The organism is Halobacteriovorax sp. JY17 (assembly GCF_002753895.1).
Taxonomy (GTDB): Bacteria; Bdellovibrionota; Bacteriovoracia; order Bacteriovoracales; family Bacteriovoracaceae; genus Halobacteriovorax.
This window is the reverse complement of the sequence record NZ_NJER01000001.1, coordinates 1434801-1460586: the sequence shown is the minus strand read 5'-3', so window position 1 is coordinate 1460586 and position 25786 is coordinate 1434801. Positions and strand designations below refer to the sequence as shown.

The 25786-nt window shown below is 34.2% G+C and carries 36 protein-coding genes; 14 read left to right on the top strand and 22 right to left on the bottom strand.

Features of this window, described 5'->3' with window-relative positions:
• The first annotated feature begins 158 nt into the window (after positions 1-158).
• Genes CES88_RS06810 through CES88_RS06800 form a run of 3 tightly spaced genes read left to right on the top strand, consistent with a single transcriptional unit; the run spans position 159 to position 2880 of the window.
• Positions 159-1493 carry a cytochrome ubiquinol oxidase subunit I gene (locus tag CES88_RS06810; RefSeq protein WP_290732744.1) on the top strand — a complete coding sequence of 445 codons (1335 nt, stop codon included), beginning with the start codon at positions 159-161 and terminating at the stop codon, positions 1491-1493.
• Positions 1493-2566: a cytochrome d ubiquinol oxidase subunit II gene (cydB, locus tag CES88_RS06805; protein ID WP_290732742.1), complete on the top strand. Its 1074-nt coding sequence runs from the start codon at positions 1493-1495 to the stop codon at positions 2564-2566. Before CES88_RS06810 ends, cydB begins: the two co-directional genes overlap by 1 nt.
• Positions 2567-2574: 8 nt before the next feature.
• Entirely contained in the window at positions 2575-2880 is a 306-nt protein-coding gene (locus tag CES88_RS06800) for a hypothetical protein (protein WP_290732740.1), read from the top strand.
• Between the two features lies 1 nt (position 2881).
• On the opposite strand, the gene CES88_RS06795 is transcribed toward CES88_RS06800, so the two are convergent.
• The 9 genes from CES88_RS06795 to CES88_RS06755 all read right to left on the bottom strand — a co-directional run bounded on the left by CES88_RS06795 (position 2882) and on the right by CES88_RS06755 (position 7828).
• A complete protein-coding gene (locus CES88_RS06795; RefSeq protein WP_290732738.1) occupies positions 2882-3316 on the bottom strand; it encodes an OsmC family protein in 435 nt (144 codons plus the stop codon).
• 88 nt (positions 3317-3404) lie between these two features.
• Entirely contained in the window at positions 3405-4031 is a 627-nt protein-coding gene (locus CES88_RS06790) for a peroxiredoxin (RefSeq protein ID WP_290732736.1), read from the bottom strand.
• Between the two features lie 79 nt (positions 4032-4110).
• A complete protein-coding gene (locus CES88_RS06785; RefSeq protein WP_290732734.1) occupies positions 4111-4803 on the bottom strand; it encodes a VIT family protein in 693 nt (230 codons plus the stop codon).
• A 33-nt stretch (positions 4804-4836) separates the two neighbouring features.
• Complete coding sequence (locus CES88_RS06780) at positions 4837-5112, bottom strand: DUF1971 domain-containing protein (protein WP_290732732.1); 276 nt, start codon at positions 5110-5112, stop codon at positions 4837-4839.
• An 11-nt stretch (positions 5113-5123) separates the two neighbouring features.
• On the bottom strand, positions 5124-5651 hold the full coding sequence (locus tag CES88_RS06775) for a sulfur transferase domain-containing protein (protein WP_290732730.1): 528 nt from the start codon (positions 5649-5651) through the stop codon (positions 5124-5126).
• Positions 5648-6133, bottom strand: a complete 486-nt coding sequence (locus tag CES88_RS06770; RefSeq protein ID WP_290732728.1) for a sulfur transferase domain-containing protein — start codon at positions 6131-6133, stop codon at positions 5648-5650. Before CES88_RS06770 ends, CES88_RS06775 begins: the two co-directional genes overlap by 4 nt.
• 6 nt (positions 6134-6139) lie before the next feature.
• On the bottom strand, positions 6140-6547 hold the full coding sequence (locus tag CES88_RS06765) for a DUF6691 family protein (protein WP_290732726.1): 408 nt from the start codon (positions 6545-6547) through the stop codon (positions 6140-6142).
• Positions 6544-6957, bottom strand: a complete 414-nt coding sequence (locus CES88_RS06760; protein WP_290732723.1) for a YeeE/YedE family protein — start codon at positions 6955-6957, stop codon at positions 6544-6546. Before CES88_RS06760 ends, CES88_RS06765 begins: the two co-directional genes overlap by 4 nt.
• 10 nt (positions 6958-6967) lie before the next feature.
• Positions 6968-7828, bottom strand: coding sequence for an MBL fold metallo-hydrolase (locus CES88_RS06755; RefSeq protein WP_290732721.1), 861 nt, complete (start codon positions 7826-7828; stop codon positions 6968-6970).
• 97 nt (positions 7829-7925) lie between these two features.
• Between CES88_RS06755 and CES88_RS06750 the strand changes: the two genes are divergently transcribed.
• Positions 7926-8546, top strand: a complete 621-nt coding sequence (locus CES88_RS06750) for a Crp/Fnr family transcriptional regulator (RefSeq protein ID WP_290732719.1) — start codon at positions 7926-7928, stop codon at positions 8544-8546.
• Here the strand turns inward: CES88_RS06750 and CES88_RS06745 are convergent.
• Positions 8543-9013: a Dps family protein gene (locus tag CES88_RS06745; RefSeq protein ID WP_290732717.1), complete on the bottom strand. Its 471-nt coding sequence runs from the start codon at positions 9011-9013 to the stop codon at positions 8543-8545. The genes CES88_RS06750 and CES88_RS06745 overlap by 4 nt on opposite strands.
• Positions 9014-9241: 228 nt before the next feature.
• On the opposite strand from CES88_RS06745, the gene CES88_RS06740 reads away from it, so the two are divergent.
• From CES88_RS06740 to CES88_RS06730, 3 genes are read left to right on the top strand one after another with little or no spacing between them, the layout of a single operon-like run.
• Positions 9242-10045, top strand: coding sequence for a sulfite exporter TauE/SafE family protein (locus CES88_RS06740; protein WP_290732715.1), 804 nt, complete (start codon positions 9242-9244; stop codon positions 10043-10045).
• Positions 10042-10551 carry a DUF3365 domain-containing protein gene (locus tag CES88_RS06735; protein WP_290732713.1) on the top strand — a complete coding sequence of 170 codons (510 nt, stop codon included), beginning with the start codon at positions 10042-10044 and terminating at the stop codon, positions 10549-10551. The genes CES88_RS06740 and CES88_RS06735 overlap by 4 nt, the downstream gene beginning before the upstream one ends.
• 42 nt (positions 10552-10593) lie before the next feature.
• A complete protein-coding gene (locus CES88_RS06730) occupies positions 10594-11220 on the top strand; it encodes a class I SAM-dependent methyltransferase (protein WP_290732711.1) in 627 nt (208 codons plus the stop codon).
• A gap of 16 nt (positions 11221-11236) precedes the next feature.
• Here the strand turns inward: CES88_RS06730 and CES88_RS06725 are convergent, their stop codons facing one another.
• Together CES88_RS06725 and CES88_RS06720 are read right to left on the bottom strand one after the other, a co-directional pair.
• Positions 11237-12100, bottom strand: a complete 864-nt coding sequence (locus CES88_RS06725; RefSeq protein ID WP_290732709.1) for a hypothetical protein — start codon at positions 12098-12100, stop codon at positions 11237-11239.
• Positions 12072-12278 carry a hypothetical protein gene (locus CES88_RS06720; protein ID WP_290732707.1) on the bottom strand — a complete coding sequence of 69 codons (207 nt, stop codon included), beginning with the start codon at positions 12276-12278 and terminating at the stop codon, positions 12072-12074. The genes CES88_RS06725 and CES88_RS06720 overlap by 29 nt, the downstream gene beginning before the upstream one ends.
• 415 nt (positions 12279-12693) lie before the next feature.
• Here CES88_RS06720 and CES88_RS06715 point away from each other — a divergent pair, with 415 nt between their 5' ends.
• Entirely contained in the window at positions 12694-12870 is a 177-nt protein-coding gene (locus CES88_RS06715) for a hypothetical protein (protein WP_290732706.1), read from the top strand.
• A gap of 135 nt (positions 12871-13005) precedes the next feature.
• Here the strand turns inward: CES88_RS06715 and CES88_RS06710 are convergent, their stop codons facing one another.
• The 8 genes from CES88_RS06710 to CES88_RS06675 all read right to left on the bottom strand — a co-directional run bounded on the left by CES88_RS06710 (position 13006) and on the right by CES88_RS06675 (position 21680).
• A complete protein-coding gene (locus CES88_RS06710) occupies positions 13006-14208 on the bottom strand; it encodes an ISL3 family transposase (RefSeq protein WP_290732704.1) in 1203 nt (400 codons plus the stop codon).
• A gap of 231 nt (positions 14209-14439) precedes the next feature.
• Positions 14440-15129, bottom strand: a complete 690-nt coding sequence (locus tag CES88_RS06705; RefSeq protein ID WP_290732702.1) for an endonuclease — start codon at positions 15127-15129, stop codon at positions 14440-14442.
• 38 nt (positions 15130-15167) lie between these two features.
• Entirely contained in the window at positions 15168-15437 is a 270-nt protein-coding gene (locus tag CES88_RS06700; RefSeq protein WP_290732700.1) for a hypothetical protein, read from the bottom strand.
• Between the two features lie 2 nt (positions 15438-15439).
• Complete coding sequence (locus CES88_RS06695; RefSeq protein ID WP_290732698.1) at positions 15440-17065, bottom strand: protein-glutamine glutaminase family protein; 1626 nt, start codon at positions 17063-17065, stop codon at positions 15440-15442.
• An 80-nt stretch (positions 17066-17145) separates the two neighbouring features.
• Positions 17146-18342, bottom strand: coding sequence for a PilT/PilU family type 4a pilus ATPase (locus CES88_RS06690; RefSeq protein ID WP_290732696.1), 1197 nt, complete (start codon positions 18340-18342; stop codon positions 17146-17148).
• A 75-nt stretch (positions 18343-18417) separates the two neighbouring features.
• Positions 18418-18939 (bottom strand): YgjP-like metallopeptidase domain-containing protein, encoded by a 522-nt coding sequence (locus CES88_RS06685; protein ID WP_290732694.1) that lies wholly within the window; start codon positions 18937-18939, stop codon positions 18418-18420.
• A gap of 18 nt (positions 18940-18957) precedes the next feature.
• On the bottom strand, positions 18958-20316 hold the full coding sequence (locus CES88_RS06680) for a hypothetical protein (protein WP_290732692.1): 1359 nt from the start codon (positions 20314-20316) through the stop codon (positions 18958-18960).
• A 104-nt stretch (positions 20317-20420) separates the two neighbouring features.
• On the bottom strand, positions 20421-21680 hold the full coding sequence (locus CES88_RS06675; RefSeq protein ID WP_290732690.1) for an Hsp70 family protein: 1260 nt from the start codon (positions 21678-21680) through the stop codon (positions 20421-20423).
• A gap of 72 nt (positions 21681-21752) precedes the next feature.
• Here CES88_RS06675 and CES88_RS06670 point away from each other — a divergent pair, with 72 nt between their 5' ends.
• A complete protein-coding gene (locus CES88_RS06670) occupies positions 21753-21944 on the top strand; it encodes an SEC-C metal-binding domain-containing protein (RefSeq protein WP_290732688.1) in 192 nt (63 codons plus the stop codon).
• A 33-nt stretch (positions 21945-21977) separates the two neighbouring features.
• Positions 21978-22280 (top strand): DUF1330 domain-containing protein, encoded by a 303-nt coding sequence (locus tag CES88_RS06665; RefSeq protein WP_290732686.1) that lies wholly within the window; start codon positions 21978-21980, stop codon positions 22278-22280.
• A gap of 11 nt (positions 22281-22291) precedes the next feature.
• On the opposite strand, the gene CES88_RS06660 is transcribed toward CES88_RS06665, so the two are convergent.
• Positions 22292-23035: a helix-turn-helix domain-containing protein gene (locus tag CES88_RS06660; protein WP_290732684.1), complete on the bottom strand. Its 744-nt coding sequence runs from the start codon at positions 23033-23035 to the stop codon at positions 22292-22294.
• 110 nt (positions 23036-23145) lie between these two features.
• On the opposite strand from CES88_RS06660, the gene CES88_RS06655 reads away from it, so the two are divergent.
• The 4 genes from CES88_RS06655 to CES88_RS06640 all read left to right on the top strand — a co-directional run bounded on the left by CES88_RS06655 (position 23146) and on the right by CES88_RS06640 (position 25406).
• Positions 23146-23271, top strand: coding sequence for a hypothetical protein (locus tag CES88_RS06655; RefSeq protein ID WP_290732682.1), 126 nt, complete (start codon positions 23146-23148; stop codon positions 23269-23271).
• Positions 23272-23373: 102 nt separating this feature from the next.
• On the top strand, positions 23374-23889 hold the full coding sequence (locus tag CES88_RS06650) for an NADPH-dependent FMN reductase (RefSeq protein WP_290732680.1): 516 nt from the start codon (positions 23374-23376) through the stop codon (positions 23887-23889).
• 308 nt (positions 23890-24197) lie between these two features.
• Complete coding sequence (locus tag CES88_RS06645) at positions 24198-24569, top strand: tRNA-binding protein (RefSeq protein WP_365992784.1); 372 nt, start codon at positions 24198-24200, stop codon at positions 24567-24569.
• A 72-nt stretch (positions 24570-24641) separates the two neighbouring features.
• Positions 24642-25406 carry a DUF3703 domain-containing protein gene (locus CES88_RS06640; RefSeq protein ID WP_290732676.1) on the top strand — a complete coding sequence of 255 codons (765 nt, stop codon included), beginning with the start codon at positions 24642-24644 and terminating at the stop codon, positions 25404-25406.
• A 3-nt stretch (positions 25407-25409) separates the two neighbouring features.
• Here the strand turns inward: CES88_RS06640 and CES88_RS06635 are convergent, their stop codons facing one another.
• Positions 25410-25694 carry a hypothetical protein gene (locus CES88_RS06635; RefSeq protein WP_290732674.1) on the bottom strand — a complete coding sequence of 95 codons (285 nt, stop codon included), beginning with the start codon at positions 25692-25694 and terminating at the stop codon, positions 25410-25412.
• Positions 25695-25786: the final 92 nt, after the last annotated feature.

Here is a 25786-nt window from a genome sequence, read left to right as displayed (position 1 = left end):
TAGTGTATCCTAATTGACATAGCTATCTTGAAAAATGGAGATGAAGAAACATCAAAAAGAGTGGTTTCTCACTTTTCCTGACGCACCTCAGAGTGTATAATTTTTTAAATAAAAACAATAAATGGAGACGGTATTAGTTTAGATTGTACCGAAGATATATGGAAGATATAATTTTTTATGATAGGCTTCAGTTTGCCTTTACCATAACATTTCACTACATTTTTCCTCAACTAACGATGGGACTCTCACTCATAATAGTTTACTTCAAATGGAAATTCTTAAAGACTCAAAACGTTAGATTTAATAACGCAGCTAAATTCTTCATGAAAATTTTTGCTATCAACTTTACTATGGGGATTGTAACTGGGATTCCAATGGAGTTTCAGTTTGGAACTAACTGGGCAAAGTTCTCTGAACTTACAGGCTCTATAATTGGGCAAACCTTAGCAATGGAGGGAATGTTCTCATTTTTTCTAGAGTCGTCTTTCTTAGCTCTGTTTATATTTGGTGAAAAACTCATGAGCCAAAGGATGCATTTGCTTGTTGGGTTTCTCGTCTTTCTCGGCTCATGGCTTAGTGGCTGGTTTATACTTGCAACAAATGCATGGATGCAGCATCCAGTGGGATATGAAATTTTAGAAAATGGAAAATTTGTACTCACTAACTTTTCAGAGTTATTCACTAATCCTTGGCTATTACCAGCATTTCTTCATAACCAAATGGCTTCAATGGTGACCTCCTCAGTAGTCGTCGCAAGTATAGGTGCATTTTATCTACTAACTAATAGACATATTGAGGATGGAAAGCTTTTTCTTAAGACAGGTGTAATATTTGGATTGATATCAAGCTTTCTTGTAGCAATGCCAACAGGTGATATGAACGCTAAAAATGTTGTTAAATACCAGCCTGCAACCTTTGCTGCAATGGAAGGGATTTTTGAGACTGAAGAAGCTGGCTCGGAAATTATTTTAATTGGTCAACCCAACATGGTTACAAAACGAATTGACAACAAGATCGCTGTTCCTAATATCTTAAGTTTATTAACTTATTCTTCGTGGGACATACCCGTCAAAGGTATGAATGAATTTAAAGAAGAAGATCTTCCGACGAATATACCAGCTCTTTACTATAGTTATCATATAATGGTGGGGCTTGGGACGATCTTTATAGCTGTTTTAGCTCTTGCATGCTTAATGATGTGGAGGAAAGCTCTATATGTCTCTAAACCAATTCTTTGGGTCATAATGCTTTTATTTCCCTTCCCGTACATTGCCAATATCACGGGGTGGTATACAGCTGAACTTGGACGCCAACCCTATTTAGTGTACGGGCTTCTTAAAACTGCAGATGGAGTTTCTCCAACAGTGTCAGCAGGGAATACAATTTTTACACTTTTAGGTTTTGTAGGTCTTTACATGGTTCTAGGATTATTATTTTTATTATTAGTTGGTAAAGTTATACATCATGGACCTAAATATATGGAAGATGAATAATGGAAGTTTTTTGGTTTATTATTATTGCATTAGTACTTGTGATGTTTTTCATACTCGATGGATATGATTTTGGAGCTGGTATCATTCATCTTTTTTTTGCAAAAGAAGAAAAAGATAAGCTAGTTATTGCAAAGTCAGCAGGACTTTTTTGGGATTCAAATGAAGTTTGGCTAGTTGCCGCCGGAGGACTCCTCTTCATGGCATTTCCAACATTTTATGCATCTGTATTTAGTGGATTCTACCTTCCATTAATGATTGCCCTATGGCTTATTATTTTTAGAGCAACTGGACTTGAATTCCGAAATCAATTTAAGCTTCAGGTATGGAAAGACTTTTGGGATAAAGCATTTGGAGTGTCGAGTCTTTTATTATCTTTAATATTCGGCGTTGGGCTTGGGAATATTGTAAGAGGAGTAAACTTTGGTGGAGTTATAGATGGTGTTTCATCTCATGAACCACAATATTTCTTTTTACCATTTTTTAACTCTAGCTTCAGTCCTCTATCAACTGAACCCGGGATTTTTGATTGGTTTACAATCATGATTGGATTTATTTCTACAATAACCTTAGCTATTCATGGAGCAAACTGGATAATTCTAAAAACACGTTCATCTATTAATCAAAAACTTAAAAGTATCATCATAAAGTTAAATATTGTGCTGTTAGTTCTCTCTGTAGCGGCACTTCTAACACTTAGCTCTATTAAGTCTTTACCCATCGAAAATTTCACAAGCTATCCCATTCTTTGTATATTTCCACTTATTTATATTGGTACTTTGGTTGGCCTGTTTTTTACTAAAAAGTTCAAAAAAGAAACAACAGCTTTTATATTATCCTCTTTAATGATTTTCTCGGGTTTATCGACAACTCTACTTTCACATTTCCCAACACTTTTACCTTCAACAAATGAGCATAACCCTCCCCTAACCATTTATAATACATCTACTACGCAATATCCTTTATCTGTGGCTATATATTGGGGAATCATTGGAATAATCTTAATGGGTATTTATATGCTTATTCAAAAGAGATTACTTACTGGAAAAATTGATGATTTTAATTATGATCACTAGGATTGGATATGCTTGAGTCCTTAATATCTTTATTTAGTATTTTTATTGGCGTAGCAGCTTCAAATATTACAGGTCTCTTTTTAGAAAAAAAATGGATGACAACAAGTAATTCAATTGCTGGGGTTTTTGGAAGTATTTTCTTAATTAAAGCTTTTTCTCGGCTAGGATTTGCCCCTCAACATATTGTGGGCTTTCAAAGTATTAATTACTTACTTTTTAGTATACATATACTGATGTCTATTACAGGTGGTAGTCTTATGGCCTTACTTTATTACAAGTTACTCAAAGAAAAAAAGAAATTCGAGGCACTTTAAATTATTTTTTCGCCTTTACAATAATTTTGGGAACTAAGATAAATTCAGTATTCATAGACCTTGTTACCAAACAAGTTTTTTTAACCTTATCTAGTACTTCCAAATATTTGTCTACATTACTTTTACAGCAAATAATTAATCGAGGAAAAATAGTAGCTTTTGTAAATCGATAACCAGAATCAGTTTTTTCCAGCTGAGCTTCAACCTTGACTTCTATACTCTCCCAGTCCATTTTTTTAAACTTAGCGATTCCTTTAAATGTCAGAATATAACAACTGGAAATACTCGCTGAAAACAAATCTTCAGGTGTCCAAAATCCCTCTGGCCCTTTGAATTCAGGAGGAGGCGTCACAATGAGATCGTCTTTCCCATCAGAAGACGTTCGCAATTCAACTGAATCAGGTACCGCTACAGACTTTGTTGTATACATTGACATATATTGTTCCTCGTACTTTCTAAGCTATTCAAATATTTATAAATTAGCCACCAACAACTTTGAAATGCAGCCATTGGTGGCGAATTCTTTATACGTTAGTATATCTTAAGTATGATCTAACTTCCTCAAAACCTTGAGGAAATTTTTTCTTAGCTTCATCATTTGTTACACTTGGTGGAATAATTACCTTGTCACCAACTTGCCAGTCAGCTGGGGTTGCGACACCAAACTTATCTGTTGTTTGAAGCGCATCTACAACTCTTAAGATTTCATCAAAATTTCGACCAACACTCATAGGATAGGTCATAGTAAGTCTAATCTTTTTATTTGGATCAATGATAAAAACAGACCTTACAGCTGCTGTTGCACTTTGGTCAGGGTGAATCATTTCGTAAAGCTTAGCTACTTTTTGATCAAGATCGGCAACGATTGGAAATTGAAGATCAGTATTTTGAGTATCATTCACATCTGAAATCCACTTATTATGCTCTTCCACTGAATCGGTTGATAAACCAAGTGGCTTAACATTTCTCTTTTCAAACTCTGATGCTAGTTGTGCTGTTCTTCCCATTTCAGTTGTACAAACAGGTGTAAAATCAGCTGGATGACTAAAAAAGAAACACCACGAGTTTCCAATAAATTCATGTAAGTCGATTTTTCCTTTTTGTGAATCAATTTGAAAGTTAGGGGCAGTATCGCCCAATAGTAATGACATATAAACTCCTTTGTAAGTGTTATACATAAACAAGTATAACTTTATATTATTAATAATCGAACTACGTATCAATATAGCATTATGATATCATAAATAAATATCCAATTAATGCTGTAAATCCCATTGCTGCAGCTCCCCAAAAAGCAACTCGAATTGAACCAATCCATAGTTTTGCGCCACCACTTTTGGCGGCAACTCCTCCCATTACAAGTAATGCAAGAATAGTAACAAATACTTCTGAAAAAACTAAATTTTCTATATCAACAATAAGAATTACTAAAATTGGCAGAATTGCTCCAGCTATAAAAGTGAATGCGGATACTAATGCCGCTTGCAGGGGTTTTGCTTTATGTTCATTTACAATACCAAGTTCATCTCTAAGGTGTGCATCTAATGCATTATGATTTGTTAGTTCATGAGCAACTTCAAGAGCTAATTTTTCACTTAAACCTCTTTTTAAGTAGATATTTTTAAGCTCAATCAATTCTGCTTCTGGCTCATTTTCGAGTTCCCACTTTTCTTTTTTTATATCTGCTTTTTCAGTATCGGCTTGAGAGCTGACAGAAACGAATTCACCCGCAGCCATCGACATTGCACCAGCAATGAGTGCTGCGATAGAAGTAGTAAGTATTTCTTTTTCAGAAAGACCCGAACTTGTAACACCCACGATTAGGCTAGACGTAGAGATAATCCCATCATTCGCTCCTAGTACAGCAGCTCTTAAAAAACCAACATTCGTTATTTTATGTAATTCTCTTTGATTGTGTCTCATTTATTTCCTTAAAACAATCTAACTAGGATTAGTTTACTTATAGAATTCGACATAGAACTCTACCTCTCCTTGCGCTTTCACATGGTGGGAAACTTGAGGCTCTACAACACCAAATTTCTGAATGCTTAACTCAATAATTTCTTCGGGATCATTCTCAATAACATAAATTAATGTTCCTTTTAGAATACAAATTTTCCCCCATGTCCCCTCTTTTGTAAGATGACCACTTGAAAGAGTATTAGGAATAGAATTTTCATTGTAGCTAGGAGTTTTTTTATAAGCTGTAACGTTTTTTGGTAAATCTTTCATAAAACCTCTCTTTAGTTATTTTCAAAATATTTTTTTAGTTTATTAATAGCTTCTGGCTTATTTAATCCATGAGCTTTAGCCGTATTTATTGATTCTTTTTTTGAGAAACCATGATCTTTATAAAAATGAGCACCAACCCAAATACCGACTCTGTTTCCACTACTACAATGAATAAGTATTTTACCTTTATCCTTGTTTTTCATTACTTCTTTCGTGACTTTTGAAACATAGTTATTGTCTAGTTTCATTTTTTTTGGGAATGGAATATTAACATAAGTCATTCCTGATTTTACTATTAACTTTCTTTCATTTTTCTCATCATGTTCGCTTGGTTCTCTTAAATTGATAATTGTTTCAAAGCCTTGTTCTTTTAGTTTAGCCCAATCTTTATCATCAGGTTGTTTAGAAAAATATATGGTTCCATATCTATTTGATTGTAAATTTTCTCCTATTCTAATATCACTTTCACTCTTACCTTTTTTATGAGCACAAGCATTAAGTACAAATACACCTATTATCAATAATATTATTCTTCTCATCTTTTATCTCCTTTGAAAATTTTTTCATAAACTTGATTTTTTGTTGATTCATTTATCATCCCAATTCTGACACCAAAACCAAACGCTCTTTGCCTTGGATGACCACAAACCATCGAGGCATGAAGTGCCATTAATGCTCCAACTCTGTTCCCAGAAGCACAGTATACTATTTTCGGTGATTCATTTTCATTAAGAATTTCACTAAACTCTTGTACCTGATCAAAGGTTAAGCTAGAAATATCTGTTATTGGAAAATGAATATACTTTATTCCCTTTATTTCAAATTGCTCCTTATCATTAAATAGCGTTTCATTATTTCCCTTTAAATCAATTGCAACTTTAATTCCTAATGAATTCAAATAGTCTACTTGTTCATCAGATATTACCTTTGATGCAATATATATATTATCAACTCGAATAAAATGATCAAAAAGGATTGATTCTTTCTTATCTTCAATATCTGTTAAATTAAAACATTTCATAATTCCTCACTTCTCATAAACTTTATATGCTCCCATTCCAACGAGCATAGCTAATATAAAAATGATAATACTTGAATTAAGGGTTACTAAGTTTACTATCGCTGGCCCGGGACAAATACCAAGAAGGCCCCATCCCGCACCAAATAAAACTGCTCCTGATATAAGTTGTTTATCAACCTTGCTTGATTTTGGAAGAAAATGTGTATCTGCACATATCGGCTTCTTTGTTTTTAAATATTTAAATGAAAAATAATTAAAACTAACAGCACCAAGCATAACGAATACAAGAGAGTAATCCCAGTCGCCTAATATATCTAAAAAACCTCTCACCTTTTCAGGGTTTATCATTCCTGAAATCGACAGTCCAATGGCAAAGAGAATACCCGAAACTAAACTTATTATTTGCGCTTTCATTTTATAAGCCCCTCTATAGTTACAGTTATCATTCCTACTAATATAAAAGTAATAGTTGCTATAATTGATCTTTTTGCCATTCGAGACATGCCACAAACCCCATGACCGGACGTACAACCGTTTCCAAGCCTTGTACCAAACCCCACAAGTAATCCTGCAATGATGACTTTGATTAAATTATCATTAACTGAATAATTAAAAAGTTGAGGCGATGAAACATAAGTCATTCCCCCTCCAATAAGAAGTCCCAGTAGGAAATTATATTTCCAAAAATGTTCTTTTGCTGGTCTTGAAATAACTGAAGATAAAATTCCACTTATCCCAGAAATTCGACCGATACCTGCAAGTAAAATAGTACTAGAGATACCAATTAATATTCCACCACCCAATGGGTATAATATATTTTCCATTTGCAATCTCCTATTTCCTTAGAGGAATTTTTAAGTAGTGACTTTCGTTGTCTTCAGCTTTTGGAAGCTCTCCTGCACTAATGTTTAATTGAATACTTGGCAATAAAAGTCGTGGTGCAGTTAAAGTTGAATCTCTTTCATTTCTAAATCGAATAAATTCTTCCTCTGTTGTTGATGCTTTTAACTGGATATTTCGACTTTTATGCTCACCAATTGTTGATTTATACTGAAGCTCACGTCCATTGGGTTGATAATCATGTGCAGTAAATGTTCTAGTATCATCTGGCAATTTATATAGTTTTTCATGAACTGAATGATAAAGTTCTTTCGCACTTCCTCCGGGAAAGTCGCATCTGGCAGTACCGAAGTCAGGCATAAAAAGTGCATCTCCAGTAAAGAGCATATCATCAATTAAGTACGACGAGCATGCTGGAGTATGTCCCGGAGTAAAAATTGTTTTAATCTCAATCGTTCCTGCCTTTAAAGGCTTATTTTCCTCCAATAGAACATCAAATTGGACTCCATTAGTATTAAGATCTTTAAGATTATAAATATTTCCAAAAACTTCTTGAACTTTTGTTATATTTTTTCCAATACCAATTTTTATACTTGGAATCCTTTTTTTAATTTCAGAAGCTCCTGTTAAATGATCTGCATGAGCATGAGTCTCAAGTACATAGTGAACTTTAAGGCTCATCTCCTCAACGAAGTCGAGAACTTGATCTATTGACGCATAGGTCAATCGAGAGGCAGCAGGATCATAGTTAAGCACCGAGTCAATTAATACTGAATCCTTAGTTTTTTCGTCATAAACTATATATGTTAACGTACTAGTATCCTTATCAAAGAAGGCTTTTAATTTGTGTGACATATCTATCTCCTAGGTTATTATTTAATTAATATAACTATAGAGTGCTTTAAAAGAAAATACTTTGATGGGGCTCAAACTATATATTTATGGGTGAAAAATGTTTTATATTAACGTAAAACCACATATTAAACACAAAACTGAGCATACCTACAAGCGTGGCCAAATCATTTATAATGAGGGTGACTTTCCTCAAAATTTATACTTTATAGAGTCAGGAATGATTGGACTCTTTTATATCTCAGAGTCAGGCAAAGAAACATTTTTTCGAGTTTTTGGAAAAAATGATATTTTGGGGCACCGTTCTTTTTTTGCAGAAGAAGCATATCATGCATCTACAATAGCGCTTAGCCAGACAAGTGTAGTGAGAATATCAAAAGAAGAGTGTTCAAGGATTTGTTCAGAAAATCCATTACTACTTCGTGATCTTGTTAAGTCAATATCAAAAGATCTTGGTAAAGTAGAATTAAGGATGGCAGGGTTATTAGATAAAAGTACACACAAGAGAATATCGGAGTCTTTAGTTTTTTTGAAACTAAAGTATCCTGAGTATGTATGGACAAGAAAAGAAATTGCCGAATACTCAGGAAGTACTTTTGAAACAGTTGCTCGTGTAATGACTATTTTAGAAAAAAATAGTTATATTGAAAAGGATGGTCGAGACTTTAAAATTCTCGACCATGAAAAACTTATTTCCATTCCCCCTAATGATCTTCTTTAGCCTAATAAGCTTTTAAGCATCCAAGCAGTTTTTTCATGATACTCAATCCTTCCACCAAGAAGACTATTCGTCCCTTCATCATTGGCATTCTCCAATAAAGGTAAAATCTCTTTAGCAGTTCTTACTACCTGCTCATGGTCTGAAAGCAGATTCACTATCATTTCATTAGAGTTACGATCTAATTGTTCATCTTCTTTAACGGAGCTAAGCTTTGAATATTCAGTGTACGAACCAGGAGCTTTAAAATCTAAAACTCGAATTCTTTCAGCAATTTCATCTACAGCAAGGGCAAGCTCTGTATACTGCACTTCAAACATCGTATGAAGACTTTGAAACATTGGCCCTGTAACATTCCAATGATATTTGTGTGTCTTTAAGTAAAGCGTATATGTCTCAGCTAGTAATTTAGACAACCCAGCTGCAATATCATTTTTTTTACTTTCATTAATACCAGTTTTAATACTCATAACGGATCTTCTTTATAGTTGTTATCAAATAAATTATAATACATTAAACAAAACAACCTTGATGGGGCTCAAAGTTATTTATTTTTTTTCATTATAGTATTTTTAAATAGGAATTTATAGTTAGATTGTCTCATATAATTTATTAAAATACTTTATCTGGAAGTAAAAACAGTAAGTTAAACAAGTAAGAGAAATGATGATTTTATAAAAGCAACTTTGGAGTAATAAATGATTGGATACATACTTGCTATACTCATAGGATTAAGCTTAGGCCTACTCGGCGGAGGAGGTTCAATTTTAACTGTGCCAATACTTGTCTATGTCATGAAGATGGATGCAAAGTTAGCTATTGCTCTAAGTCTAGCAATTGTTGGGATGACAAGTTTAATCGGAGTTATACCTCACTTTAAAAATAAGAATGTAGATTTAAAAATGGTACTAATCTTTGGCCCATTTGCCATGGTTGGAACATTTGGTGGGGCCAAAATCAGCCAGTTTATTTCAGGTCAATCACAACTAATCTTTTTTGCAATTATAATGATTATCGCCGCATTTTTTATGTTTAGAGGGAGAGAGGAAGTAGAAAGAGCTACCTTAGAAAAAAATAGTAGTAAAAAAGACCTTTTCTTTCTTGCTCTTCAGGGTATTTTTGTTGGGATCATTACAGGGGTCGTTGGTGTAGGTGGTGGATTCCTTATAGTTCCCGCACTAGTATTACTAGCAAAATCACCAATGAAGAAAGCAGTTGGAACATCTTTATTACTCATCGCTCTAAATTCACTGACAGGATTTATGGGTTATCTTGATCAAGTAACTGTACCTTGGGAGTTTCTTTTTAAATTTAGTTCGTGTTCAATTGTGGGAATATTCATAGGTTCTTACCTTGTAAGATTTATTAGTCAAAATACTTTAAAAAAAGGATTTGCTATATTTCTCATTCTCATGGGATTGTTTATACTATATAAAAATAAAGAGACGCTAATAAGTAAATCTTCAATGTTCACCGTAAAAGTGCAAGGAATCTACGCATGAAACTAATAATTCTATTCACGACATTTCTTTTATCTCATTCTAGTTTTGCTGAAAACAAAGAAGATATTTTGTCAAAAATAAAAATTTTCCAAACAGCACTTAAAGTTGAATTACAAAAAGGCATGAAGAAATCTCCACTAGAGGCTGTTACAATTTGTAATGTAAAGGCTCCTGAAATAAAAAAGAGCTTATCAAGTCCAAACACTCAATTTGGAAGAGTCAGCTTAAAAAATAGAAATCCTTCCAATTATCCAAAAGAATGGATGCTTAAATATATTGAAGAGTTTCATAACAAAGAAACTAAAGAACCTTATACTGTAGTTAAATTACAAGATGGAAAACAAGGACTCTTAAAACCAATTATTACGATGCCTCTATGTTTAAAATGTCATGGAACAAATATTAAAGCTGATTTACAAGAAAAAATTTCTAAATTATATCCAAAGGATAAAGCTGTAGGTTACAAGGTTGGTCAAATCAGAGGTTTTTTCTGGTCTGAATTTTAAAACATCTTTTCAATTATGTAACTGAAAAATAAATGATTAAATATGACTACAGAGAATAAAAGCATTCAAAAATTTTGGGATGACAGATATAGCAGCGATGAATATTGTTACGGCAAAGAACCTAACAGTTTTCTATTAGAGCATTACTTTAGGCTAAAGAAAGGTGGTAATATTTTATGCTTATCTGAAGGAGAAGGTAGAAATGCGATTTTCCTTGCTTCAAAAGGGTTTAATGTTACTGCTGTTGACCTGTCCTCAAAAGGAAAAGAAAAAGCACTTAAATTTGCAAAGGAACATAAGCTCCATATTACGTATGATATTGCTGATTTAAAAGACTATAATTTGGGTGAGTTTAAATGGGACGCTATCATTTCGATTTCAGCACATCTTCCTTCAACTATTAGAGTTCCTTTACATTTATCAATAAAAAAAGGACTCACAAATAACGGCATATTTCTTCTTGAAGGATACAATATAAATCAGATTGATCTCAAGAGTGGTGGCCCAAAAGACAAAGATATGCTTTTTTCAAAGGCACAATTAGAACACGACTTCAACGGCTTCTCAATAGAGCTATCACGAGATATTATTCGCAATTTTAGTGAAGGAAAGTTTCATAAAGGAGATGCTTCTGTTACCCAGTTTATTGCTAAAAAAACTAATTACTAAAACTGCGATTCAACTGTTATAGTCCTTTCAGAGTCTGCTTGTAATGCTTCAATCTCTTATCAGGGACAATTATTATTTTATCTTTAGCAGATATATGACCGCCATAAACAATATCGTAATCAAGTGAGAATATATGTTTAATGCTCGTATGATTCGCCATATTCAAAATCATTGCATCAGAATACCCCATAGCGGTTTCTGCACATATTTGAGTGGCCATACGCCATTGTACTTCACCCTCTGTAAAAAACTTCTTAGACTCAATATCTCTTGTCGTTAAGTAGTGACACATATCATCTAAGATTTGTTCATATTTTTCGAGTCGTGGTAAAAGTGTATCCTCGCACAGCTTAATCCAGCCAAGTTCATTTTCAATTGTTCTGGCCCTAAAGGCTTTTTTTATATTTTTGATTTCGGAGTCTTTGAAGTAATTTGCATCAATAGAAAATTCTTTAATATCATACTCTAAAGTATCAAAACCTTCTGCTTCTAATTTCTTTTCTAATTGTTCTTGTTTTTGAACTTCTTTATTTTGTCTATAATTTCTAGCTCTAATTTGACTTTGAATTTCTTGATGACATTTTGATGTTAGAATTTGCTCTTCATTGTGTGAGTTATATGCACTTATGATCGCTTTGGTAATGATCATACGTCTACAGTATTCTAGAAATTCGGCTTTTGTAGTGACAGTTGTAAATAAAGTATAACTTTGAGTTTTATTTTTTAGATCATTAAAGAACTCTCTTACAAGTGAATGATCCTTATGGTTCTTATCTTTAGCTGCAATAATTACATTTGCATCTATTATTAGATCAACATGGCCTGACGTCCCTATTGATTTGAAAAAGTTTCTAAATCCTATCCTGTTTGCTTTGCTCAACACTCGCTTTCCTTATCTTATCAACTGAAGAAGCTGAAATTTCAGTACTTTCATTTTCTTCAAAAATCTCATCTTTGTAGATTTCATATAATTCATCTTTTAATTTATCCGAAATAACGACATCATCTAACTTGTCCATTTCTTCCATTGCTTCATTAAAATCTTTCTTTTTAGTCATAACTTGCTCCATTGGTTAAGAACAATATAACATATTCCCAACTGCCCGTAACTCTCCGAAATTACTGACTTTCTTTCACACCTAACCAAGATGAATCATATCAAATAAATTAAATATTGTCATTTTAGACCATTAACTTGGTTAAAACTCCAAAGCATTTATAGACCTAAAAATGCTCGACCGTGGATCGCCCCGCCATTTTATATTTGATCAGATACCAACTATCTTGATCATAAAAAAGCCCAGTTTAACGACTGGGCTTTTTTGTTTCTGGGGTAGTAGAGACCAGGATCCCAAAATATTTCCAAGCCCAAATTTCAAGCTCTTATTTTCACTACCAGTTAGTAAAATTATTACAATCGAAATTTGAAAAATTCATATTTATGCTAGGTTAGCAAAAAAATCAGGACATCATATGAACCATATTAAAACACTAGATAATGTTAGTATTTCGCAAGGAATTTGCGAGTACTGGGATATTCGAATTGAAGAAACGATTAAGACAGAAATCATTTATCAAGATTATGAACTAACGGTTATCCTCGGGCGGCAGTGGAAAGAGCTCAAAACCTTCGATCAAGATTATGCTTAGACCATTCCTAAATGATAAAATTCTTCCTTTATTAATCTAACTATCGGTTTTCTTATTCAAATATTTGAGTTTTATTTATAGCTTCTCCCAAACATTATAAAATGAGTCCTTAAAAATAAAATGAGAAACTTAAAACTATCTACAATCGTAAATTAAACGAAGCCTATAGTTTTCAAAATTTCTATACCCGTAGGCCTTTCTCTGTATTAGTTTGGCCTTACGATTATACCCTTCAGTCCGTCCATTAGTGAGTCTAGTCCTAAAATAATTTAATATTTCTCGTCGCCATTTCACTACTGTTTTTCGAAGGGATTGAACAATCTTTCTTCCACTTTGTGCCATCTCATCTGTAAGCTTTGTCATCGCTTTACGTGCTCTTTTGAAACCTTTAATATTATAAATAAACAGCATCCTCTCTTTGAACTTATACATCTCTTTAAGCTCTGGAAAAAGGCTATTAATATGTCTTACAACATGTCTTTCTGAGAAGCTTAAGCGCTCATGGTTTTTTAGATAAAGTCTTCGAACAGGGCTGTTCCTAGATTTTAAAAAATATGGATGTTTCATCACTTCAATTCTTATTCTATTTAAAGCATGATTGAAAAGTTTAACGACATGAAATTTATCACAAGTAATAATTGCATTTGGAAAGTGCTTAGTTACAAATTTCTTATATGATCCAGACATGTCCATGACGACATTTTTTACATTCTCTCGCCCTTTGATATCCATAATCCTCGAGTTCTCTAAATCATCCATAGATCTTCCTAGAATAGCTTCCCGGACACGATTATTATTATAATCAACAAATATAGATGTAAATTCTGTGGAGTGACTTTTTGAGTTTCTTAGAAAGGAATGTTCATCAACACCAACTGTTGAAGACCATTCATTTTGCCACTTTTTATTTTCTAACTTTAACTGTTCATAGAAAGCAGTGTAGACAAGCCATGATGAGCATTGAAGTTGTTTTGTAACTCTTTTTAAATCTGAAAAGTTTGAAGCACACCAACGAATGTGAGATCTAAATCGTTGAGTAGTTTTAAATCCTTTTTTTATTCCAGGAATTGGTTCTCTAAAAACAGACTTACAGTTGGGACACTTGAATCTTCTCTTTTTAATCTTTAAGAAAATGAGCTTGTTTCTAATTGGAATATCTTTGATGTGAACAAAAACACGATCATGAACTTTATAAGATTTTGTTGCACATTTAGGGCAGACTTCAAACTCATTAGTTTTGTAGCATTCAAATTCAATAACGTAATTCTTAAGATTTCTTTTTTTGGTAAATTTTAGTTCAGGTAAGGATAAAAATTTGTTAATCTGAGACTCAAGCACGGGTAATTCTCCTTTTAAATTTGTTTGTTGCAGAAGAATTTTATCAGATTGAAATATCCGTGCTTATCTTGATCTTTTTAGTCTTGATTCATCGTGTTCCACTGTCTAACGAGAAGAGCCGTTATCTTTAAAATTGAGGCAACTGATTCTCAGCATATAGAGATTGAAAGCTTCTTTGATGGACTTCTCTATTCTTAGAAATGTAGGCGAAGACTATATTGGCTCGTTCGACTAATAGTCTCTTATAATATTGATGAATTCAGGATTTGTAATGAAGGGATTAGAGTTTCCTTGAATTGCTCTGATTATTTCATTTCTCTCAAGCTCTCTATTATCAACAGGATCTAATTTATGCCAAGCCCTTAGTGTTACTTCCTGATCTTCATCGATTGGGAGATTATATCTAATAGAGAAGTAGAACATAGCTCTAGCTACATTTCCTTTGTGAAGGTCTTGTGGCTCAAAGCAGTCCTGTGAAAATTGATCAAAGCCGTAAATACTTCCATCCATTTGCCAGTAATCATATTCAGCATTACAAAAAGGAAGGTTTGCTCTTTTACTATTTGATTCCTTGCTGGTCACAAAGAGGTGGTGCATATCGCTATTGGCCGGAAGCTCTTTTGCTCCCTTTGATTGAGGCCATGTATGTTCAATATTTAAGTTAAAACCTTGCTCGGCCCTTTTGATTTCTAATTCTGTTGGGTCTTTATAATATCTCTTCTGGCACTGACTTGGTGTATAGACACTACAAACAACTCCATCAATATTTTCAACAGTTGAAAAGAGTACTTTTTTTACATCTTGGTAAGAAAGAGCAACATGATTTCTCTTGGCCATTTCTGTAATCGTCGCGCGAGATACTTCTTGCGCTAATGTTGATAGAGAGAAGAGTATAATGAACAGAGATATGATATTTTTCATAACGACTAAATATGTTAAAAAGGGTGAAATGTCTAAAGCTATGGGTATTTTTTCTTAGATTTGCAGCCTATGATTTCTAACTTATTAATATCCCATTTAATGAGAACTTCTCTCTTTTCTTTTACTGAGATATTTAGGCATTTTATAAACTTAGAAGAACTCTTATAGATTGCGGCCTTCTCTTTAAAGAGAATATGATATTGTGACTTGGACACTTTCTTAATAGAAGCGACGTTCACTTTTCCAGTTAGCTCTTTTGAGTTGGCACTAATTGAAAGCACAAAGAATGTAATGATAAATAATTTCATTCTTACTCCCATCGTTCCCACTCTTCATCAGATGAAGGAGCGCCACCATACTCTAGCATGGTTTGAGCGGCCATACTCATTTTGTCAGATTCTGAAAGCCTCTTATTATATTCTGGCCAGTAGGGAGTTGAATTTGTCACACTATAACTGGTCTTATTATAGAAAGCCGTATTTGTTGGAGTCGGAAATGAAACTTGCTCGGTTTCATCAAAGTTAACTTCCATTGTCTTGGCCCACTCTTTTGGTGTTATTGGTTTCTTTGAAATAGAAGGATCAATAATCATCTCTTGAACTTCTCCGTTCTCTCCCTTGACATAGACAAGAGGAGCAACGTGGTAGCCCCAATTCATACCCTTTGGTTGCCCCGGAATTCTAAGCGAGCCCCTAAGCCATGCCTTGTCTACATGAATGCCTTCTGCTTCAAACATTCTCGCCATAAGGTGGGCCCGAGCGTAGCAACCATCATAAGTGTAGCTCCAAGGAATATCACTTCTATTGAGTGCCTGATCAAGTAATTCCTGTGCTCTTTCTAGGGATATGGTCTTCTTGCTCATGACTTCAAGTTCAAGGGCGCGCTGGTAACCTTCTGGCGCGTAGTATGCCCCTTTGTAATAGCAAGCGTTCCCCGGAATAGAATCTTTATTTATATAGTTACTTTCTAATATTCCTTTTGCTAGATCAATATATTGAAGCATTGATGTATTTTGTAAATCTCTTTGAGTTTTTTCAAAGATATCAGAAAAAACTTTCAATGTTTTTGGTCCACAAGACTTCAGTTGGGAAGACAAGAAGCTCATATAAGATGGCTCTTTTAAACTCTTAAATAGTCTTGGGTTATTTTTAAAGTTTGAAGGCACTAGCATACTAGATTTGAATACGCCCTCTGGATTTTTTGCATAAGTAATTAATTCATTTCCATTTTCATCATAGAGGCCAAGCATAGTGTTTTCTGGTACAGAGAAATTACTACCTTTAAATCCAAAGGATTCCATATTAACCATAAAGGAGTTTTGACTTCGAAGAATAATTCTTTCAAAACCTTCTGAGTCTTTCTCGCAGTTGAGTAGGGGACAATTCTCTTGGGGACTTTTTGAGCACTTAACTTCTTGTCCATCACTAAGTTTGATTTTGAAGTTCTTGATTTTTAAACTTTCTTCAACTTTTTCTTTCTTATCTTCTATTTCAAATTTTGCTTTCTTGTAAAAGTCAGCAAGCTCTTTATTGTCAGTATCAATTTCTTGTTCAGTATTATTTTTGAAAAAATCTGAATAGAGGTATCTTTCATTATTTATATAATCATTTATTGGGCCTTGATATTTAGGAAGTTCTTCTTCGGTATAGAAGCTTTGGCTATCAAAGCTCGCCGCATAGACAAAACCTCCGTCTTTGTCTGAAATATTATAGACATCAACAGAGCTGTATTTTCCAGAAGAGTCTCTCTTTAAAGCGACATAATCCCAGTCTTTACTTTTTATAAGGAACTCTTCACCTTTTGAATTTTGACAGTGAAATAACTCTTTAGGACCATCGGTTGAGCAGTTTCTTAATTCACCTTCTCCTTCAATACTTACATTGTAGGCGAGAGTCGAAGTCGTACTTATAAATAGTAGAAGTAGTAGTTTTAGCACTTTAGTTTATCGGTATAAACCTGAGTATTGCTTAGAGAAAAGTGGTAAGTAGCAGAATATACAGAAATGGGAGCTACTGACTAAGCAAGATCAAGAGAAAGCTCACCACTTGAAGCCTCTACTTCATGTTCAGCTGTTGAGTCATCATCTCCAGCTGAAGAAGACTCTTCTTTCTTTTCTTCTTGCTCTTCTTTGTCATTTTCATTGTCTCCGAACTCTAGATTTCTTTCAAAGTTAGTAGGAGAGGATGCAGCGCCACTGGCAACATCAAATGTAATGCTCTTGGCCCTATAAAGCTGGGTTAAATGCTGATCAAAAGACTGCATTTTTCCTTTGGACTTTTCAATTGTAATATACATCTTTGAGAGGTCTTCTTTTCCACTAATGCAGTCTTGAATACCTACTGTGTTTACCATAATCTCTTGGGCACAAATTCTTCCTTTACCATCTAGTGTTGGAAGGAGACGCTGGCTAATGGAACCGAAGAGACATTCAGAAAGTCTAAGTTTAACATTATCTTGCTCTTCAGGTGGAAACATGGACACAATTCTATTGATAGTAGATGGGGCATTTGTCGTATGAACAGTCGCAAAGACTAAATGACCTGTTTCTGCAGCCTTCATTGAAATTTGAATTGTCTCAGCATCTCTAAGTTCACCAATAACGATAATATCTGGATCTTGTCTTAGAGCACCTCTTAGAGCGTCCTTAAAACTATCAGTGTCTTCGCCAAGTTCCCTTTGAGTAATCCTCGATTTTTCAGATGTGAAGATAAATTCAATTGGATCTTCAATTGTTAAAATATGCTCTTCTCTTGTTCTATTTATTTCTTGGATTATAGAAGCTAAAGTCGAACTCTTTCCTGATCCTGTAACACCTGTCACTAGAACGAGCCCACGTTTTGCGTTAACAAAACCTTGAAGAGCAGGAGGAAGTCCAAGCTCTGCCATAGTCGGAACTTTAATATTAATAACTCTCATAATGATAGCTATTCGACCTTGAAATTTTAGAAGACTAATTCGAACTCTACAAATGGTTCCAAGCTGATAGGAGCCATCATATTCTTTTATTGTTTCTAAGTTTTTTAATATATTCTTATCTTGAATTATTGTGTGACAAATTGTGAGCATATCTTCTTTCGTTAGAATATCGCCTTTTATTTTTTTGAGACCACCCTTCATTCTAAAATAAGGATTTTCTCCCTCTCTAAGGTGAATATCACTGACCCCATTGGCCGTGGCTAACTTTAAAAGCTTATGAAAGGATTCTTTACTCATTGACATGAAAGCTATTCGGAATGTTTGGGAGAAAATGAATAAGTTTTTTCTCTTAAAATACTGAAACAATTTAAATTATTTAACAAATGATCCATCATAAAGATTTTCACCTTGATCTAGCAGAGTTAAATATAAGCGTAGATCAAATTCAACTTGATGATAATCTGGTTGCATATGAATACATAATTTATAAAAGGCCTTATTGTGGTCTTTTTCTTTGAAGTGAGCGAGTTCGTGGACGACTAGCATTTCAAGCATCTCTTTTGGTGCATCTTTTAAACTTTGAGCAATTCTAATCTCATGTTTACTCTTAAGTTTTCCTCCATGATTGCGACTGACAAAGGTATGGGTTCCAAGTGCATCTTTGATTATATCTCTCTGCTTTTGATAAATGACCTTACTAAGTTGAGGAACATTTTTCATGTACAAATCTTTCAATTCATTTACGTACTCATAGAGTTGTTTGTCTGAATTTATGCTATGTTGATTAGGATACTTCTTAAGAAGGTACGACTTTAAATTGCCACTTGAAATTAGGTCTTCTATTTGCTTCTTTAAAGCATCAGGATAATTTTTAAAATACTTCGCAATAGGCATTAGACTTCTCCTAGAGAATTAAAAGAAGCTGGAAATATAATGACGACAACTTTTAGCCGGCTTAAGGTAGTTTTGCGCATTGGAGAGAATTTCTCGCGATCGATAATTAATGAGTCCATAATCATTCTTGAGGTTTTCGGTAATTTTAAGCGATGCAGAGTCATTTGTCGTATTAGATAGTATCCGTTCTAGATTTCTTGCGATTGCTCCCGCAACATCATCTTCTAGTTCTTCGTCTAATCCAATTGTATTTATTCTCTGGTATAAGTACATGAAAGTATCAAGGTTATTAATACTTCCTAATATTTTTTCAGTAAACATAGAGAAGTAGTAGGGAGTAAATTTTCCTAAGCGCTCTAGCAGTAATTCAAGCTCTGGTAGTTTGATTATACCTTCTGGAAATTTTGAAAGTTGGTTATCAATAAAGTCTTTCTGGAGCATTGTGAAAAAAGAGGCCATGTGAGTAGTTCTCAAATCATTATAAACTTTCAGTACTTCAGTGTGACTTGATAATTCACTTAATTTTACTTTCAGGTCATCAAGTTTAACTTTATCAATTGCTGCTTGTTCTAGTCTTTGGGCTTCAACCTCTTCTTTTACTAATTGAAATATTTCTCTTTCAAATTCGCTGATTTCTCTAGGTATATTTATTCTTTGACCGTTTTCGATTTTGAAGATTTCCTCCCCATTCTCATCTAGAGCAACATTATTACTCATAAATAAGTCGCTTCTAAAAATTATTTGTGAAGAAGGAAGCCTTGCAAGTTGATGACCTGAACTCCAATCTAAGAGAGACCACTTGTTTTTTTCAATAGAGTAGACTAATTGTTCTAAGTGAAAATCTCCAATTGATTCGTATATTGCAGTCTTTCTTGAGAAATCTAGAAGTGAATTAACAATACGTTTTTTTTCAATCTCATCAATGAATTCATTTCTCGCAAGAAATGTTTTTAGATTGAAATCGTGCTCGACTAGATCAACTAATAAGTATGAATCTTTATAGTAGTCATATATTCTTGGGATAGGGAGCTTTGAGTCCATCAACTCCTGATAGCCATTGTAAGTGTGATTTATAAATCTCTTTCCATCACTTATAGTGTATCTTTTCTCTTCATTTCCGTGTGGAAGTCGTAGAGCAAATTCTTTATTTACTTCTTCGTCGAGAACTCTAAGAATTATAGTTGTATTTCCACTCCCGAGAACGTCCTTATAAACAAAACTCTTATTTTTTAGATGTATTCTTTCGCCGGCTTTTAAATCACCTGAGAGGATACTTCTTGAGAAGTCATCATTAAAAGAACCCTCTTCTTGAAAGAGGTTAAGATCAGCAGACCAAGTTGAGAGACTAAATAGATAGAGTAGAATAAATATTTTCATTACTCCTATATATAGCAATTCATATGCCAAAATATAACGTCCCTTAGGTAAGTGAGATCTTAGAATTGTCTATTTATTAGACAATTTGTAGTATTTGGAGACAATTAGAGAAGGGTTGCGTATTGAGATAATCCGCCAACAACTGACTGGTAAATGTCATGTTCGACAAGTTTTTCACTCCCAAAAACTTCCTTCAAGCGATTTTGAATTTGAGTGAATTGAGCTGTTCCACCCGTAAGGACAACTTCATCAACTTGAGATGGGTTGAGACCTGATTGAGTGAATACTTCCATCATTGCATTGATAATTTCTTCAACGACTGGTTCCATGGCCTCTACGTATTTTTCTTTCTGAATTTCCTCTTTGACATCTATATCGCCATAGGAAAAAAGAAAGGTATGAAGATCTATATCATTAGAGCAAATTGTTATTTTTGATTTCTCTATTTCTTGAAAAACCGTATAGCCTAGTTGGTAGTCAACGAGGGAGAAGAGTTGATCAAGGTGGCGCTTATTTTCCTGATCCTTTGCAAATGGATGAATAGTCTTTAAGTATTCCCATGTCTCTTTTTCTCGAAGCTGAGTGATGAGGGCAGGAGAGCATATTTTCTTTAGAAGAGCTCTCGGGAATGTTAGAGTTTGATTTCCCATTGGGAGTGTAAAGCTAAACTTCGCACCAAAGTGCTTCGCTATAAACTTTCGCATCATCTCACCATCAAGAGAGTCTCCAGCTCTGTAGACTCCAGAAAGGCCTAGGATATCATCTTGGGTATATTGACCCGTATGTAATTGCATTAGAGTGAAGTCAGAAGTCCCTCCTCCAAAGTCAGCAATTAGAACAATCTTTTTTTCTACATTATCTTTATCAAAATCTAGTCCAGCGGCGAGAGGTTCTGGACAAAAATGAATATTAGTAAAACCTGCAAGTTCACAGGCCTTTCGCATTCTATCTTCAGCAAGTTGATCGTTTTCTTTAGATAGTGAGTATTTTGCAGGCCGACCCATAACAACATTTTCAACTTTCATACCAGTAAAAAGGTCTGCGCGCTCTTTCATTTCTCGTAGAAATATAGCGATGATTGCTTCAATCGAGTACTTCTTATTGTGGATCTCTGTCCCCTTAAAGTGTGGGTCAGCAAGAAACTTCTTTAAGGACCTAAAGAATCGTCCTTCACCATTATTTTCAGTATACTCAGCGATTGCTTCTTCACCAAAGAACCACTCTCTTTGACTCATTGTAAAAATTAAGGATCTAAGGATAAAATTACTATCCCCTTCCATTGGAATCGGTGTAATCTCATTAGAGTCTGAGATATGGTTAATAAGTGAGTTGGATGTTCCAAAGTCTATAGCGTAGTAGTTCATAGCGCTTTCTACTTTAACACTTCATCTTAAACCATTCAATCGAAGATTATTATTTATAGCTAAGGATTAATGATGACTAATGAAATTAAAAAAGAAGAAGCAAAGGAAGAAGTGGGACATGTTCACGGTCCAAATTGTAATCATGGGCATGATCATCATCATGAACAGTTGAGGCCAATTGTAAGATCAAGCGCAAAAATTGGTCGTAATGATCCTTGTTCATGTGGAAGCACGAAGAAATTTAAAAAGTGTTGTGGAAAGTAAAGTCATTGATAACTTTTAAGAATAGGAATACTTATGAGCTATGAGATGATAGTTGGTTTACAAGTGAAGAATGACGAGCAGTACGATCTCTATCGCCAAGCAATGACTCCTTTGTTAGAGAATTATGGGGGAGGCTTTCGTTATGATTTTAGAATTTCTGAAGTATTGAAAAATGAAGAAGGGCGACCAATTAACCGCGTTTTTGCCATCTTCTTTGAAGATAAGAAAAGTATGGGCTCTTTCTTTGCCAATGATAAATATCTCGCAATTAAGGCGGAGTTCTTCGAGGGTTCTGTTGAGGCAACAACAATAATCTCTGAGTATGTGAGAAGTTGATCGTATAAAGTTCACGAAGACCACCAGGAGAACTTTCCAGTAAGAAAGAAGCTTGAGAATATACTTGCATGCTTTGATTTGGAGATAAGTTCAACTTTTGAAATTGCTTTATAGCGCTCGACAAGTTTTCTCAATTCTTTGTTAAACTCTTGCTGAGAGTTTTCATCTAAAAGAATTTCAGTAATAATCAAATTATTCTTTGAGTCGGAACTGAGATCATTGAGTTGCGCCTCTTTTGTTTCTTGCGTAACTCGTTCTAAAATATGGCCAGAGTATTTCTTCTGCAGTGATCCATTTGGAATCCACTTAAAAGGGAAGTCCGCTAATAGTTTTATTTTGTCATATTGCCATCTTTCAATGAGTTCAAGATTTTCAAGAGTCTTTAAAATCTTATTACTTTGTTGTTCTGTTATTGCTAACTTCTCAATAATATTTGAGACACTTTCTTTAAGAACTAGTAAACGAAAATATCGAAAGTTTTTTAAGTCTTTTGCTAAAAAGAGCTCTTGCTGTTTTGAGAAGTGGTAGACCTTACTTCTTTGGTGAGATGCTCTTTCACTTACTTCGAAGAAATCTAGGCCTATACTATGACATAATTCTATGAGTTTACTTAGGGATACATCATCATTGTTTAAGAGTCTTTTGACTGTCGCTTGAGAAATATTCATTTCCTTTGAAAGATCTTTATAGTGAAGACCTTTTTCTCTTAGGGAAGATTTTAAGACATTTTGGATTCTCATAATTTCTGTTTTCATAAAATGCTCACTCTGAGGTCATATTTTGATACTTTATTGTTTAATATTTTAATTCAGGTCATTTATAGTAACTTTGTAGTGATGATAAATCTAATAAATAGGGGTTTTAAATGAAGAAGAAAATAACGTTATTTTTAATCGCAATTCTTACTTTTTTCGGAGCAATTGCATACGCAGGAGGAGGGGCTGGAGCAGCCTGTAAGATTCATCCTGATTTTTGTGGAAGTCCTAAGTAGAAAAAGAGGGGACCTATTTTCATAACCAGCGTAGTACTTGTGTGATTCTTTGATTTAAGGAGGCTAGAGAGTTATCATAAATAATATTAAGGAGAAGGTAGCATGGGCCCAACTAAGCAAGTTGAAGTTGTTGCATTAAATGGAAGTGTTAGAAGAAATTCATCTAATGGACTTTTGCTAAAAGCATTGAATGATCTAGTGGAGTTATCTATATATGAATCACTTGATCTATTGCCACATTTTAATCCCGATATCGATGAGCCAGAAGTTGTCATAGATTTTAAAGATAAGGTTAGTGCTGCAAGCTATCTGCTAATTGTTACTCCTGAGTATGCACATGGGGTTCCGGGAGTATTGAAGAATGCTCTTGATTGGCTCGTTTCAGATGAAAGACTTCCAGGGAAGAAAGTTATTGTCTTTGTTTGTTCTGCTGGGAGTGGTGAGTATGCAATGAGTTCGTTGCTGGAAGTTTTAAAGACAATGTCTCTGTCAGTTTCTTTAGATAAATGCTTTCAAGTGAATGCGATTCGTTCAAAATTCATGGGGAATAGGCTAATAGATAAAGACTTGAAAGAAGTGCTCGAAAATCTAGCGAAAAAAATACTTTCAATCAGCTAAGGAAGTATTTTTAGAAATCCAGCTGCAAATTGATGAGTATCTCCCGGCCAACGAGCGGTGAGAAATTTTATCTCGAACAGTGAACTCCATGGCAGATCTCTTCGATAGGTTTATCTTTCTCAAAAAAATCTGAATATGATTTTTTAAAAGATCAGACTCCAAATTCTCTTTTCAGTTAAGATTTTCCAAGGAATGGCACATTCTCTAGGGTCAAGATCTGTTGTAGGAATTGGAATTAAAACTTTTTTTATCATATACTTATCATAATATATTTTTTTATATTTAATGAGAACGATAAAGGGATGAGCATGCATTTAAACTTTCAACCTAGCCAGCCGGCAGAAAAAGAGATAGCTTTTGATTATTTTTTAAATGTAGATATGCGGATAGGGGAAGTTTTAGAAGTTAAAGACTTTCCTGAAGCAAGGAACCCAAGTTATATTCTAAAAATTGATTTTGGTGAGGGCATAGGCATAAAGAAATCATCAGCACAGTTAACTGTCCATTATGCGAAGGAAGACCTATTGGGAAAGAAGGTTTTAGCTGTCGTGAACTTCCCTTCAAGACAAGTCGGAAAGATTATGTCGGAAGTTCTAGTTATGGGGTTCTCTGATAAAGAAGGTGGCATTGTTCTCTTTGAGCTTGATAAAAATGTTCCAAACGGATCCAGGCTTCACTAATTTAATACTTTGATAAAGACTTTCATTTTAGTATGATTTAATTAACCTTTTAATAAAGTTTAGAGAGTTTTTATGCATCAAAAACTAAAAGAAGCGTTTCATAGAGAACTCAAATCGGGGAAAGAGTTATTCTTCTTAAGCCGATTTGAGGAGTCTTTTTCTCATTTAGAAAGAGCTCATATCTTAGGTCAGATGGATGTCATGGCCCATACCATTAGTCATTATTGGATGCTTAGAATTGCTATAAGAACGAAGAGCTGGAAAGATACGTGTGGACAGATTATTCGTATTCCTGCGGGAATTGTGGGTTCTGCTGTAGGTATTGTCCCTACGGGTAACACCGGTGGTAGCAATGTGAGCGCAACTAAATCAATGGATATACCAAAAGACCTTCAAGAATTTTTAAAGTACGGAGATACTATGAGTACAAAAATAGAGAAGAATTCAAAAATATTTTTAAGGCTTGCTCTCGCTGCAAGTTTTCTATCAGCTGTCGCTGACCGATTTGGTATTTGGGGAAAAGCAGGTTCCCCTGGTGTTGCGTGGGGAAATATGGAATCTTTTTTAGGATATACAGCAATGCTTAATCCTTGGGCCCCTGAATTTCTTTCTAACTCTTTGGGATATGTGGCAACAGGATTGGAAGTTGTTTTAGGAGTATTTTTAATTATTGGCTTTAGACTTAAAGAATCGTCACTTATTAGTTTCGTACTTCTATTAATCTTTGCTCTTAGCATGACGTTCACTGGAGGAGTTAAAGGTCCTCTTGATTATAGTGTTTTCACAGCATCGGCAGCTTCTTTATTATTATTCTCTTCTTGTAAAAAAGAAGTATAGGAATTAGGAATTCCTATACATTCTTCTTAAGGCCTTTTGATTTGTAAATCTCTTGGCCTTAGGGTTTGAGCCCTTTAATTTAAGATCTTTTCTCACATAAAATTTTCTCTTTTTAAATTTTCTATTCTTATACTTTCTTTGAAGTTCTTTAATTTTCTTCTTTCTATCTTCATAAGTAATAGAGGAAGTTGTGGAAGAACTTCTTAAAGAAAAGTTTCTTCTTGAGTGTTTTAAGTCAAAAAGTACATAGTTAAGCGCACCAATGATGACAATGGTAAATATTCTCATGAATACCTCTACAAATTTAAATGGAATAAATGAATTTAATTAGTAGATAAGTGTATTCATGATAATCACCTCAGAGTTAAGTTGAATTTTTA